General features: G+C 61.6%; 11 protein-coding genes. 7 read left to right on the plus strand and 4 right to left on the minus strand.

The features are described from left to right. Positions 1-43: 43 nt before the first annotated feature. The 3 genes from bmt to phaeop14_RS06280 all read right to left on the minus strand — a co-directional run bounded on the left by bmt (position 44) and on the right by phaeop14_RS06280 (position 3699). Complete coding sequence (gene bmt, locus phaeop14_RS06270) at positions 44-1060, minus strand: betaine--homocysteine S-methyltransferase (protein WP_096789051.1); 1017 nt, start codon at positions 1058-1060, stop codon at positions 44-46. A gap of 90 nt (positions 1061-1150) precedes the next feature. Beyond that, on the minus strand, positions 1151-3256 hold the full coding sequence (locus phaeop14_RS06275; protein WP_096789052.1) for a phosphatidylglycerol lysyltransferase domain-containing protein: 2106 nt from the start codon (positions 3254-3256) through the stop codon (positions 1151-1153). Positions 3257-3381: 125 nt separating this feature from the next. Next, positions 3382-3699 carry a DUF1476 domain-containing protein gene (locus tag phaeop14_RS06280; RefSeq protein WP_040178300.1) on the minus strand — a complete coding sequence of 106 codons (318 nt, stop codon included), beginning with the start codon at positions 3697-3699 and terminating at the stop codon, positions 3382-3384. Between the two features lie 340 nt (positions 3700-4039). Between phaeop14_RS06280 and purC the strand changes: the two genes are divergently transcribed. From purC to phaeop14_RS06315, 7 genes are all read left to right on the plus strand, one after another. Next, positions 4040-4801, plus strand: a complete 762-nt coding sequence (purC, locus tag phaeop14_RS06285; RefSeq protein WP_040168803.1) for a phosphoribosylaminoimidazolesuccinocarboxamide synthase — start codon at positions 4040-4042, stop codon at positions 4799-4801. Positions 4802-4904: 103 nt separating this feature from the next. After that, on the plus strand, positions 4905-5138 hold the full coding sequence (gene purS / locus phaeop14_RS06290) for a phosphoribosylformylglycinamidine synthase subunit PurS (RefSeq protein ID WP_014874461.1): 234 nt from the start codon (positions 4905-4907) through the stop codon (positions 5136-5138). Further along, positions 5135-5803: a phosphoribosylformylglycinamidine synthase subunit PurQ gene (gene purQ / locus phaeop14_RS06295; protein WP_040168807.1), complete on the plus strand. Its 669-nt coding sequence runs from the start codon at positions 5135-5137 to the stop codon at positions 5801-5803. The genes purS and purQ overlap by 4 nt, the downstream gene beginning before the upstream one ends. Positions 5804-5840: 37 nt before the next feature. Next, the gene (locus phaeop14_RS06300) at positions 5841-7610 is read left to right on the plus strand and encodes an ATP-binding protein (protein WP_014879831.1); all 1770 of its coding nucleotides are present in this window, start codon (positions 5841-5843) and stop codon (positions 7608-7610) included. Positions 7611-7639: 29 nt separating this feature from the next. Further along, complete coding sequence (locus phaeop14_RS06305) at positions 7640-8977, plus strand: sigma-54-dependent transcriptional regulator (RefSeq protein WP_014879832.1); 1338 nt, start codon at positions 7640-7642, stop codon at positions 8975-8977. Between the two features lie 563 nt (positions 8978-9540). Further along, positions 9541-12486, plus strand: coding sequence for an Rne/Rng family ribonuclease (locus tag phaeop14_RS06310; RefSeq protein ID WP_096789053.1), 2946 nt, complete (start codon positions 9541-9543; stop codon positions 12484-12486). 76 nt (positions 12487-12562) lie between these two features. Beyond that, complete coding sequence (locus tag phaeop14_RS06315; protein ID WP_096789054.1) at positions 12563-12988, plus strand: nuclear transport factor 2 family protein; 426 nt, start codon at positions 12563-12565, stop codon at positions 12986-12988. Between the two features lie 2 nt (positions 12989-12990). On the opposite strand, the gene phaeop14_RS06320 is transcribed toward phaeop14_RS06315, so the two are convergent. After that, the gene (locus phaeop14_RS06320) at positions 12991-13224 is read right to left on the minus strand and encodes a sulfurtransferase TusA family protein (protein ID WP_040169560.1); all 234 of its coding nucleotides are present in this window, start codon (positions 13222-13224) and stop codon (positions 12991-12993) included. Positions 13225-13313 lie beyond the last annotated feature (89 nt).

Here is a 13313-nt window from a genome sequence, read left to right on the forward strand (position 1 = left end):
GAAGCGACGATCACATCGCTTCGGTCCTGTTATGCATGCCCAATCAGCCGCGACGGCGACCGCGACGGCTGCGGCGTTCAGGGGCGGTGTCCTCACCGGTGCCGTCACTGTCTGAGGTGAACGGGCCGAGAACCTCAACAATCCGCTCCAGTGTTGGCTGTTCGCCACGGGGCCGGGTGTCCAGCGCCTCGCGCATGGCGCGCAGGTGATCCGGCATGGTGCCACAGCAGCCGCCAATGATCTTGGCGCCGCAATCCCGTGCCATGGCTGCATATTCCCCCATCAGGGCTGGCGTGCCGTCATAGTGGATATGGCCATCGACATATTTCGGGATCCCGGCATTGCCTTTGGAAATGATCGGGCGGGTTGTCCCCTGTGCCGCGAACCCAAGGACAGTGCGCAGAATGTCGGACGCCCCGGTGCCGCAATTGGCGCCAAAGGCCAGGGGCGCGGGGTCAAACTCCTCAACCAGCTGGGCCATATCGGCAGAGGTGACCCCCATCATGGTGCGCCCGGCAGTGTCAAAACTCATGGTGCCACACCAGGGCATATCTGCCAGTTTGAACGCTTCGGCGGCGGCGCGGTATTCTTCCGGGGCAGAGATCGTCTCTAGCCACAAAACATCAACGCCGCCCTCTTTTAGCGCTTCGGCCTGCTCATGGAACATCTCGACCGCCAGCGCGTGGCTCAGCTCCCCCACGGGCTGCATGATTTCACCGGTCGGGCCAACGGAGCCAGCCACTGCGATCTTGCGCTCAGAGCGATCCGCGACATTGCGGCCCAACTCAGCCCCTGCGACGTTCAACTCGCGCACCCGGCGGTGGGCATCGTGCAGTTTCAGCCGCGCAGCCGTCCCGCCAAAAGTATTGGTCAGGAACAGATCACTGCCCGCATCAACCGACCCCTGGTAGAGCGCGGTAATTTTCTTTGGTTCATCCACATTCCAAAGTTCCGGCGCATCACCGGACTGCAGGCCCATGTTGAATAGGTTAGTGCCGGTGGCCCCATCTGCAAGCAGGGCGTCCTTGGTCTCCAGCAGGGTGGTGAATGTATTGGTCATGGGATGTTCCTGTGGGGGTGATGTCGCTGTTTGCGCTGAGACCTGCCTGTTGTGGCGGGCCGGATCAGCGATCAGTAATAGCCCGGTCTGTCATGCACGGCGGGTGAGGGCAATTTCATTTTCTTCATCTTCATTATGAGGCGGATCACTGTGGTGCTGGGATCCGTTGTCATCGTAGCTTTGCAGGCCCTGATTTGCTGCGGACCTGCGCCGGTTACGTGTCGCTGCAGCGCGCCGTTCAAATGTCCACCACAGGCTCTCTTCGGTGGCGATTGCCGGATCGGCGAGCGTTTCGGATAGGCTGCTGGGGCTGGTGGTGCCTTCGTCGGCTGGTTCTGACCAACGAGGTAACGGTACCGGGTGATGCACCAGCCGCAACAGCTCGCCCAAGGCGATGGCCAAATGCAGCACGGAGGGCGCGGCGACATACCGGTCCTCCCACCGTGGTGCAAAGCATGTCTTGAAGCGGCGCAGGCCAGGGTCCAGGCGTTGGGCGAGGCGATGATCGGGCACCGCCGCCAGCGACAGGCGCGGGATCTGAAGTTCGGCGGCTTCGGCGATCGCGACGCGGATCAGAGCATGGCCAGTGCCATCCGGGGCGTCCGGCAGCAAGCGCACCAGATCCAGGCACCATTCATGGGCGATGGCATGGAAGCTGACAAATCCGACCATGCGCTCCCGATGCCAGGCGATGAACACCTGCTGCTGCGCCAGATATTCCGCCTGAAACCGGCCCATCGTGGTGCCGTTGGCACCGCCATGCGCGGCCTGCCAGGCCGCATCAATCTGAGCCATCTGTTCAATTGGCAGTTCCGGCGCTGCGGGCAGGACACGGACCTCAGCTTTTTCGGCCTGCCGCAGTTTGCGGCGCAGCTGTCGGCGGCTGGAGCCGCTCTCGCTGAATTTTTCAGGCAGTAGCACCGCCTCCTGTGCGATCCGCAGCACCCGCCAGCGGGCACGCCGACATATTGCGGCATCCCGGGCGGTGCATTTATAAAGACAAGCCACCGCGTTGCGGAGCTTGGCATGCTGACGCAGCCCTGGCAGCACCTCCGCCAAATGACCGCTCACCGCGCCAAAAAGCGCGATTGAAGCCTGCGGACTGTCCACCAGCGCCACCTGATTGAGGCCGAAGGCATGGATATGTCCACCGTTTTGCCGGATCACGGCGGCCTCCGCGATGGGCCGGTTCGGTGGCAGATGTGAGGCTGGTCGCATGGCACTGCCACTCAGTGCCTGCGGATCGTCCGCGGGCAGGGTGGTTTCTGCGATGTTCGACGCCAGAAGTGTCAGTGCGGGCCAACACAGGCAGAGACCGGCCAGCACCGCCGGAAGAAGGTAATAAACCAGCCGAAAGGCAAGGATCGCGGCAATGATTTCCGCCGTGGCATGTGTCGGCAACATTGCACAGAGCGCCAGCTCAAACGCACCAGCACCGCCGGGAGCAGAGGAGAGTATCGCCACGCCGAGTGCCAGGAAATAGGCAGGCAGCAGCGCCGCAAGCGGCAGGTCAACACCCGCGGGCAGCAATAGCCACAGGGCGCTGCCGGCGGCGATCACATCAATCATCGCCCAGAATCCCAGCGCGGCAATGGCCGTCAGCGAGGGCCAGCGCAGGGTCATCCGACCGATACGCACCACCGGCACAGCCACCATGGCGGCGATCATCGCACATGTCGCCAGAAGGATGGTAAAGCCCAGCCAAAGGCTGGAGACAGGCGGCGGGCTCAGCAGCAAGGCTGCGCCACAGATCCCGGCCAGGGCAATGAGAAACGTAATCGCAACCATACCGGTGAGCTGCGCCGCACGCAGCGGGCGCAGTCCCTTCAGCATGCGCCAGCGTGCAAAGGCACCGGTGACCAGTCCAAATCCCAGGGTCTGGGAAATTGCGATGGCGATCATGCCAGCGCGGCGCGCCTGAGGCCCGTCCAGCCCGGTTCCAAGATGGCGATGCGCGACACTGTCATAGCGCCCCAGCGCCCAAAAACTGATCCCCGTGGCAAGCAGGGCACCAGCCCATTGCCAGCCAGCTAGGTCGCCCAGAATACTGCGCAGCTGTGGCAGATCAGGCAATGCAACATGGGCCTGCAACAGCATCAGACAGCCGATCATCGCCGCAACTGGCAGCAACAGACGTGCGCCGCGCACGGCGGTCCGCGTCAGTGCGCGGGCGGCATTGGTCAGGCGTCTGAGCATTCGGATCCTTGTTGCAAACAGCGTGTCGCCGTCTGCGGATCCTACGCTGGAGGCATTGTCACAGGGTTAATGGCCGCAACGTCTCAGCAGCCGTCCCGTGAAGAGGCCGCAAAATCAGTCGTAACTCAGCTGTTGTCGTTCAGGACCTGCGCCTTGGCTTCTGGCAGCAAGGCGGCTCGCTGCTCCCGCACGTCCTCCGCGCTGGCACGCCCTTGCAGATCGCTGCTGACCTTGCGCAGCACATCTTCGAACCCGGCTTCCTCGAAATCGGACTTGATGACCTCCAGCGCATAAGCCTCGGCATCGGCACCGGTTTTTCCCATCAGGCCTGCCGCCCAAAGCCCCAGCAGCTTGTTACAGCGCGCCTGCGCCTTAAATTGCATTTCCTCATCATGGGCATATTTTGCCTCAAACGCCTGTTCGCGGTCGTCGAATGTGGTCATGGGGCCTCCTTTGGTGTGACAATGGTTATTTCTCAATATGATATGTGGGTGCAAAGCCGCCCCCACAAGTGCCAAGCGCGGGTTCGCTGGCTGGTCGCTGTGACCGCTTTGGCTGCGGTCGGGATCCGCGCGAAACAGACATTCGCTGCGTATCGGCCCGACCTTGGACACGGCTTGGGCACTGACCTTGGTTTTACCTTGGCATTTCCAGCTTAGCACAGGCGCCGACCCAGCCAAGGGGCGGCGGGCAGGGACCAAGCTTGCGGCAGCGCCCCCCTTGCCTTATGAGGGCGGCAGTTCCCGGGCATGAGATTCCCGCTTTTTTCCCGAAAGGCTCCGCATGGCACGTCGCAAGAAGATCTACGAAGGCAAGGCGAAGACACTTTATGAAGGGCCCGAACCGGGCACCATCGTTCAGTACTTCAAGGACGACGCCACCGCTTTCAATGCTGAAAAGCGCGACGTGATCGAAGGCAAGGGTGTGCTCAACAACCTGCTGAGCGAGTTTTTCATGCAAGGTCTGGGCCAGATCGGCGTGCCGACCCATTTCCTGAAACGGCTCAACATGCGCGAGCAGCTGGTCCGCAGCTGTGAAATCATTCCGCTGGAAGTGATTGTGCGCAATTATGCTGCCGGGTCGATCTCTAAACGCCTTGGCATTGATGAGGGCACCCAACTGCCGCGCCCGATCGTGGAATACTGCTACAAGGATGATGGCCTCGGTGATCCGCTGGTCACCGAAGAGCATATCGCGGCCTTTGGCTGGGCCAGCCAGCAGGACATGGACGATATCCTGAGTCTCGCACTGCGGGTCAATGATTTCCTGTCCGGCGTGATGCTGGCGGTTGGGATCAAGCTGGTGGACTTCAAGATCGAAATCGGCCGCATCTATGACGGCGATTTCCAGCGTCTGGTGGTTGCAGATGAGATCAGCCCAGACAGCTGCCGCCTTTGGGATCTGAAAACCGGTCAAAAACTCGACAAGGATGTGTTCCGCCGCGACCTTGGCAACCTGACCGACGCCTACACCGAGGTGGCGCGGCGTCTGGGCGTGATGCCGAACAACCCGCCCGCGGGCGGCAAGCCGACGCTGGTGAACTGATCCGATCCACAGATCCCGTCCTGACAAAAGGGGCGGGATTTTGACTATCTAACGAAGAGGCCCCTAATCCGGGCTTTGCCATCGAAACCTGAGGGAAAATGCGATGAAGGCACGCGTGCATGTAATGCTGAAAAACGGGGTTCTGGATCCGCAGGGCGAGGCTGTGCGCCACGCGCTTGGCGCCATGGGCTTTGACAAGGTGGACGGCGTGCGTCAGGGCAAGGTGATCGACCTCGATCTGGCCGATGACGCCACCGAGGCCGATGTCACCGCGATGTGCGAGAAGCTGCTGGCCAACACTGTCATCGAATCCTACAGCATCGAGATGCAGGGATGAAGGCGGCTGTTGTAGTCTTCCCCGGCTCCAACTGCGACCGCGATCTGGCGGTGGCGTTTGAGCAAGCGGGCTGTGAGGTTTCCATGGTCTGGCACAAGGACAGCGCGTTGCCTGAGGGCATCGATATCGTTGGCGTGCCGGGTGGGTTTTCCTATGGCGATTACCTGCGCTGCGGGGCCATTGCAGCACAGTCACCGATCTGTCAGGCGGTTGTCGATCATGCCAACCGTGGCGGCTATGCCATCGGTGTGTGCAACGGCTTTCAGATCTTGACCGAAACCGGTGTTCTGCCGGGGGCGCTGCTGCGCAACGCCGGTCTTAAATACATCTGCCGCACCGTGGATCTGCAAGTGGCCACCGCCGATAGCGTCTTTACCGAAGCTTATACGGCGGGCGATGTGATCGGTGTTCCGATCGCGCATCACGACGGCAACTACTACGCTGATGCCGAGACCGTGGCAGCGCTGCAGGATCAGGATCGCGTCGCGTTCCGCTATGTCGACAACCCCAACGGGTCGGTTGCGGATATCGCAGGCATTCTGTCGGAAAATCGTCGGGTTTTGGGCATGATGCCACACCCCGAACGGGCGGCAGATGCGGGTCATGGCGGCACCGATGGGGCGGCAGTGTTCCGCGCATTGGCCGGGCTTGTCACTGCGGCGTGACTTGTGAAGCCGCGGTGGCTTGCGTTAGGTTTTGCCTATGACTGCCGCGCGTGACGCAACAACATCTTCTGAAAAACCGCGCTCCCGCACGACATCGTGGCGGGTGCGTCTTGCGTTGCTGGTGTTGATGGCGGTGGCCGCAGTGACCGTTTGGGTCACCAACCGTGCCCTGACCGACCGCTTTACCGAAAGCACCCGCAACCGCGCTGAGCTGCGTCTGGCGCTCTATTCTGGCAACCTGGTGAGTGAGCTGGGGCGTCATGCCATCGTGCCACAGCTGCTGGCGCGGGATCAGGCGCTGATTTCTGCGCTGCAGTCCAACGACTTCTCGCTCTCCACCCAGCGGTTGATCTCCTTTGTTGAGGAAATCGGCGCCGCCTCCATAATGCTGATGGCGCAGGATGGGCGCACTGTTGCGGCAACGGATCGTAACCGGCTGGGGGAAACCCACCGCAATGCGGCCTATTTCGTCGACGCCCTGCGGTCCAAAACCACGGTATTCTCCGCCATCCGCACCGAAGTCGGCAGCTATCGCTTCACCTATTCGCGCCGCATTGTGGACACCTCCGGCATCCTTGGGGTGATTGTGGTGGAGGTCGATCTGCAGAAATTCGAACGCGCTTGGGCGGGCATTTCCGATGCGGTGATGGTCAGCGACAGCACTGGCACCATCCTGCTGGCGACGGAGTCGCGCTGGCGCGGCCTGTCGGAAGAAGACGCGCTGCAGCTGCAGACGCCGGAGGGTGCAATCCAGCGGGCAATCCGCGCCACTACCGACTGGACCGCCCTGCCAGCGGATGCCTACCTGCAGGGTGAGGCGGTGATGCGGCTGGAGTCGCGGATCCCGTTTCAGGGCTGGCGACTTACGTCCTTCACCACCTATGCGTCGATCCGAGAGCGGGTGAACACGGTATTGGCGTTGGAAATCATGGGATTCGCCATTCTGCTGGCGCTGGCCTTCTATGCGCTGAGCCGCCGCACCGCGCTGCGCATGGCCCTGTTCCAGCGGGAGTCGGCAGAGCTTCGCGTATTGAACGCGCGCTTGCAGCGGGAAATTGCCGAACGGGAACGCATGCAGGAGACGCTTGCGGTCGCCGAACAGAGCCTCGCGCAGAGCTCGAAACTGGCCGCCCTTGGCGAGATGTCAGCCGCCGTCAGCCACGAGTTGAACCAGCCGCTGGCGGCGATGAAAACCTATCTTGCCGGCGCGCGTCTGCTGCTCAATCGCAACCGCCCGGAGGAGGCGCTTGCCTCCTTTGGCCGGATCGATGACCTGATTGAACGGATGGGCGCCATCACCCGCCAGCTGAAATCCTACGCGCGCAAGGGCGGTGACGCGTTTAGCCCGGTAAATATGGGCGATGCGCTCGCCTCATCCCTGTCGATGATGGAGCCACAGCTGCGTCAGCGGCATGTCAAAATCGCCCGCATCCTGCCCGAACAACCGGTCTATGTAATGGGGGATCGGATGCGCATTGAACAGGTTATGGTGAACCTGCTGCGAAACGCACTAGATGCTACAAAGTCAGTTGCAGATCCTGAGGTCGAAATCCTGCTTGCTGCAGGCGAGACCGCGACCCTGTCGGTGCGCGACAACGGGATGGGGATCAAGGATTTCGGCAGCCTGTTTGAGCCCTTCTACACCACCAAGCAGCCGGGGGACGGGGTTGGGTTGGGGCTTGCCATCTCCTCCGGTATCGTGAACGACCTAGGCGGTCGGCTGACTGCCCGCAACGGACAGAACGGTGGCGCCGTATTTGAAATGCAATTGCCGATCCTTGTGGACGGCATCGAGGCCGCAGAATAGCGCGGTATCACTGGATGGAGGGCACGCGAATGGCACAGGCCATGAAAATCGCGATCGTCGATGATGAACAGGATATGCGACAGTCGATCAGCCAATGGCTGGCGCTGTCTGGCTATGACACCGAGACCTTTGCCAGCGCCGAAGATGCGCTGAAAGTGCTGGGGCCGGATTATCCCGGCATTGTCATCTCGGATATCAAAATGCCCGGCATGGACGGGATGCAGTTCCTCAAGAAACTGATGGGCAGCGACTCTGCGCTACCGGTGATCATGATCACCGGTCACGGCGATGTGCCGATGGCGGTTGAGGCGATGCGGGTCGGGGCCTTCGACTTTCTCGAAAAACCCTTCAACCCGGATCGCATGTCAGAGCTGGCCAAACGGGCCACGGGCGCGCGCCGCCTGACGTTGGACAACCGGGTGCTGCGCCGCGAGCTGTCTGATGGCAGCACCATCATGAAGAAACTCATTGGCTCCAGCCCGGTGATGGAGCGCCTGCGCGAAGATATCCTCGATCTGGGGCAGGCCGACGGCCATGTTCTGATCGACGGCGAGACTGGCACCGGCAAGACATTGGTGGCGCACGCGCTGCATGCGGTGGGCAGCCGGGCGGGCAAGAAATTCGTGCTGGTCTCCTGTGCGGCACTGGAGGAAGAGGCGCTGTCCAAGCGCCTGTTTGGCCCGATGCTGCCCGAAGACAGCATGCTGCCCGCCATAGAGGAGGCCCGCGGCGGCACGCTGGTGCTGGAAGATATCGACGCGCTGAGCGAGACGCTACAGGCCAAGCTGCTGAGCGTGATCAATGAGCAGGGCATCCCTGGCGAGACCCGCATCGTAGCGATTTCGAACCTGCAGGAGGCAGGCAAGACTTGCGAGGACGCGCTGCGCCCGGATCTGTTTTACCGGTTGGCGGCGCTGCGTATCACGGTGCCACCGCTGCGCCAGCGCGGCGAGGATATCCTGACCCTGTTCACCCGTCTTAGCGAGCAGTTCTCCGAAGAATATGGCTGTGACGCGCCCCAAGTCAGCGCGCAGGAGGCGGCCCAGCTGTTGCAGGCGCCCTGGCCGGGCAATGTACGCCAGTTGATCAATATCGCCGAACGGGCCGTGCTGCAGTCGCGTCGCGGCTCTGGCACCATTGCCTCGCTCCTGATGTCCGATCATGAGGATATGCAACCGGTGATGACCACCGAGGGCAAACCACTGAAGGAATATGTCGAAGCCTTCGAGCGGATGCTGATCGACAACACCATGCGCCGCCACAAAGGCTCCATCGCCAGTGTCATGGACGAATTGTGCCTGCCGCGCCGGACGCTGAATGAAAAAATGGCCAAATACGGCCTGCAACGCTCCGACTATCTGTCCTGAGCGCTGATCCACACGCATTCACAGGCAGGGCCGCATCCTCCGGAGTGCGGCCCTTGCTGTTTGCTAACGAATTATTCACCAATTTTCGCCTAAGAACCAAGTAGATAGTATTTAGATTGCGGCTGTGACGAATGACCATTGTCATTACCTATCCACAGGTCTTATGCTGTCCAAATGAGGATGGGACCCTCGTGATCCTGCCCCTCTTGATGAGATTCGCTGCCTTTGTTTTTGTCCGGCAAGATCCGAGAAAGCAAAGGCAGACCGATTGGCCCCGCAGTATTCCGGGGCAGTTTAGCACCTGACTGAGGTTTCTCAGCAGGGATATAATCAGGGCAGGGCGCGGGTATTCCCACCTGTCGGAGAAGAAACGCGATGACGCGCGCGAGAGAGAACAGCAGACAGGCAGGAGGGCCGGACAGATGTTCCGGGGCTAACCGCTGTACTGCATGGGCCAATCGCGCGCCACAAGACATCGCCCAGACAAGACACCACCCCGATCGTTCACGTCCGCCCGGCAACGGGCCAGATGCGCGCGTGCGCGGCAGGTGCACCAAGGACACATGGCAAAGAAGATGCTTATTGATGCCACCCACGCGGAAGAGACCCGCGTCGTGGTGGTCGACGGAAACAAGGTTGAGGAATTTGACTTTGAATCCGAAAACAAACGCCAGCTTGCTGGCAATATCTACCTCGCAAAAGTAACCCGCGTCGAACCGTCGCTGCAGGCGGCTTTTGTGGACTATGGCGGCAACCGCCATGGCTTCCTCGCGTTTTCGGAAATTCACCCCGACTACTATCAGATCCCGGTCGCCGACCGTGAGGCGCTGATGGAAGAAGAGCGCGCCTATGCAGAGGCACAGCGCGCGCGTGATGACGAAGAGGATGCCAAACCTGCCAAGCGGCAGTCGCGGTCGCGTCGTGGCCGGACCAAAGCTGCGGAGGTGAAATCCGCGGACGTGGTCGAGACCAAGGACGTCAGCCCCGAAACCGCTGAAAACGGCGCTGATATCGCGGGTATGGAAACCATTGACCTGACCGATGAGGTCGCAGCCGCCGAGACCAAGCTGGCGGAGGTTCCTGAGGCCGCTCAAACGGAGGCCGCTGCCGCCGATGACGCGACCGTCGCTGAGCCGGTTGTGGAAGAGGCCGTCAAAGAGGTCTCAGGCACACCTGAGGCGCAGGACGCATCCGCTGAGACCGGTGAGGCCGAGGGCGCGGCAGATACGGCGACACCTGAGGCGGATGACGCCGCAGAGGACGCGGAGTCTGATGACAGTGCCGATAAGGACGCTGGTGCAGATGCGACGGCGAAGGATGAGAATATCGAATCCGTCGCCGATGAGGATGACAGCGAAGATATTCGCCCGGTACGCAAACCGCGTCCGCGTCGCTACAAAATTCAGGAAGTGATCAAGGTTCGTCAGGTCCTGCTCGTTCAGGTCGTGAAAGAGGAACGCGGCAACAAGGGCGCTGCCCTCACCACCTATCTGTCGCTGGCTGGCCGTTACTGCGTGCTGATGCCCAACACCGCGCGCGGTGGTGGCATCTCCCGCAAGATCACCAATGCCGCCGACCGCAAAAAGCTGAAGGACATCGCCGTTGAACTCGACGTGCCGACCGGCGCCGGGCTTATTGTCCGCACCGCGGGCGCCAAACGCACCAAATCCGAGATCAAGCGCGACTATGAATATCTGCAGCGCCTGTGGGAACAGATCCGCGAGCTGACGCTGAAATCCATCGCGCCCGCGAAGATCTACGAAGAAGGCGATCTGATCAAACGCTCGATCCGCGATCTTTACAGCCGCGAGATTGACGAGGTTCTGGTTGAGGGCGAACGCGGCTACCGCATCGCCAAGGACTTCATGAAGATGATCATGCCGTCCCACGCCAAGAACGTGAAAAACTATCAGGACCAGCTGCCGCTGTTCGCGCGCTTCCAGGTCGAAAGCTACCTCGGCGCGATGTTCAATCCGACGGTGCAGCTGAAATCCGGTGGCTATATCGTGATTGGCGTCACCGAGGCACTGGTGGCCATCGACGTGAACTCCGGCCGCGCCACCAAGGAAGGCTCGATCGAGGAGACCGCGCTGAAGACCAACCTGGAGGCCGCCGAAGAAGTGGCCCGCCAGCTGCGTTTGCGCGACCTTGCCGGTCTTATTGTCATCGACTTCATCGACATGGACGAGCGCAAGAACAACGCCGCCGTCGAAAAGCGCATGAAGGACAAGCTGAAGACCGACCGTGCCCGTATTCAGGTGGGCCGGATCTCTGGCTTTGGCCTGATGGAAATGTCGCGTCAGCGTCTGCGTCCCGGCATGATCGAGGCGACAACCGCGCCTTGCCCGCATTGCCATGGTACCGGCCTGATCCGCTCGGATGACTCGCTGGCATTGTCGATCCTGCGCCAGATCGAGGAGGAAGGCACCCGCCGTCGCTCCCGCGAGGTGCTGGTGCGCTGCCCGGTCAGCATTGCCAACTATCTGATGAACCAGAAGCGCGAGCATATCGCCCAGATCGAAACCCGCTACGGTCTGTCCGTGCGGATCGAAGGGGACCCGCATCTGGTCAGCCCGGATTTCTCGCTTGAGAAGTTCAAGACCGCGTCCCGCGTGGTGCCTGTTGCCGCAGCGCCTGTGGTGTCCGTCGATACCTCGATCATGGATCAGGTTGATGCGGATGAGGCGCATGACGAGGCGGATGAGGCCGAGGCTGAAACCAATGACGCCGACGTCGCAGAGGTACAGACCGCAGGTGATGAGGGCGAGGGCGACAATAAACCCAAGCGCAAGCGTCGCCGTCGGCGTCGCCGGAAATCCTCCGGTGGGGACGGTGATGACAGCAACAACGCCGCTCAGGCTGATGCAAACGCGGACGACCAGACGGCGTCGGATGACGCCGCTGCGGACGAGGCCGACGCCAAGGCTGAGCCAGCAGAGAGCACCGATGCCAAAGAGGGCGAGGGTGACGGTGAGGTGAAGAAGCGCACCCGCACCCGGACCCGCTCGCGCAGCCGCAAGAAGAAGACTGACGAGACAGTCACAGCTGAGTCCGACGTCCCGGTGGAGACGGACGCCAAGGCAGAGCCTGTGGCTGAGGTCAAAGAGGTGGTTGAGGACGCAAAGGCAGAGGACAGCAAACCTGCCGAGGCTCCGGTTGTTGAGAGCGCTGAGACGCCCGCTGAGGCTGCTGCGGAACCCGCAGCGCTGAACGGTGACGCCGCCGCAGAGGTGCCCGCCGCCGCCGCCGAAGCAGAGACCGCCGCCGTAGCTGAGGAGGCCGCACCGAGCCAGATCGTGGCGGATGAGGCCACCGCTGAGGATGTTGTCGCAGATCAGGACACCCCTGCCGCTGAGGAAACAGCGCCAGAGGCTGACGAGCCACAGACCGCAGAGGCCTCGACGGAAGAGGTAGAGACAGCCCCGGAGCCGGAGCTGGCCACCGCTGATGCCGAACCGGCAAGCCCGCCGAAGCCGAAACGGCGCGGCTGGTGGTCGGTTGGCAGCTGATCGCAAAAGACTGAAAAGGCGGGCATCAGGCCCGCCTTTTTCATGTCAGGACCATCTGGGCGCTATGTGAGGAACGATGCAAACTGAAAACACCTCTCAGTCGGAGATGCTGTTGCAAGAGTTGCTGGCAGCTGAAACCGCTGTCTGGACCGCATTGCAACAGGGCGATATCGCCGCTGACCGGGCCGCATTGCATCCGCAGTTTCTCGGCGTCTATCCAAGCGGCTTTGCCGGGCGGGACGATCATACCGATCAGCTTGCCCAGGGGCCGACGGTGGCAGAGTTCAGCATCGAGGATGCGCGCGTTTTGCCGCTTGGCCCCGAGACAGCGCTGCTGGCGTACCGCGCCAGCTACACCCGTCCGGGGCAGGCAGAGGGGGAGGCTGAAGGCGCTGCGATGTATGTCAGTTCGATTTGGCAGCGTCAGGATGGCGGCTGGATCAATATCTTCAGTCAGGACACCGAAGCCCTGCTAGAGGGGGCGGAAAACCCGCTCCCCTGATCTCAGCCACCCTTGCGGATCAGATAGATCTGATGCTGCGGATTGTCGCGGATTTCCAACAGCTCATGGCCTGCCTCATGGCAGAAATGCGGGATGTCCACCACCGCAGCCGGGTCATCGGCATGTACCTCCAATACCCTGCCAGAGGCCAATGGTTTCAGACGCTTACGTGCCTTTAGCACGGGCAGAGGGCAGAGCAGCCCGAGGGCGTCGAGGATCTCGTTTTCGTGGGTCATCCCTTGCAGATAATCCGGTTGTTTCATCCTGTCCACAAGGTTGTGACCAGCTCCCCCCGTGACCTTTGTCAGAGGCTGGTCTAAGGGTT

This window comes from Phaeobacter piscinae (assembly GCF_002407245.1).
GTDB lineage: Bacteria > Pseudomonadota > Alphaproteobacteria > Rhodobacterales > Rhodobacteraceae > Phaeobacter > Phaeobacter piscinae.

Excerpts from the sequence above, each read along its gene's own strand:
- bmt (WP_096789051.1), bottom strand. The coding sequence starts at position 1,060 with ATGACCAATACATTCACCACCCTGCTGGAGACCAAGGACGCCCTGCTT.
- phaeop14_RS06275 (WP_096789052.1), bottom strand. The coding sequence starts at position 3,256 with ATGCTCAGACGCCTGACCAATGCCGCCCGCGCACTGACGCGGACCGCC.
- phaeop14_RS06280 (WP_040178300.1), bottom strand. The coding sequence starts at position 3,699 with ATGACCACATTCGACGACCGCGAACAGGCGTTTGAGGCAAAATATGCC.
- purC (WP_040168803.1), top strand. The coding sequence starts at position 4,040 with ATGGCACGTCGCAAGAAGATCTACGAAGGCAAGGCGAAGACACTTTAT.
- purS (WP_014874461.1), top strand. The coding sequence starts at position 4,905 with ATGAAGGCACGCGTGCATGTAATGCTGAAAAACGGGGTTCTGGATCCG.
- purQ (WP_040168807.1), top strand. The coding sequence starts at position 5,135 with ATGAAGGCGGCTGTTGTAGTCTTCCCCGGCTCCAACTGCGACCGCGAT.
- phaeop14_RS06300 (WP_014879831.1), top strand. The coding sequence starts at position 5,841 with ATGACTGCCGCGCGTGACGCAACAACATCTTCTGAAAAACCGCGCTCC.
- phaeop14_RS06305 (WP_014879832.1), top strand. The coding sequence starts at position 7,640 with ATGGCACAGGCCATGAAAATCGCGATCGTCGATGATGAACAGGATATG.
- phaeop14_RS06310 (WP_096789053.1), top strand. The coding sequence starts at position 9,541 with ATGGCAAAGAAGATGCTTATTGATGCCACCCACGCGGAAGAGACCCGC.
- phaeop14_RS06315 (WP_096789054.1), top strand. The coding sequence starts at position 12,563 with ATGCAAACTGAAAACACCTCTCAGTCGGAGATGCTGTTGCAAGAGTTG.
- phaeop14_RS06320 (WP_040169560.1), bottom strand. The coding sequence starts at position 13,224 with ATGACCCACGAAAACGAGATCCTCGACGCCCTCGGGCTGCTCTGCCCT.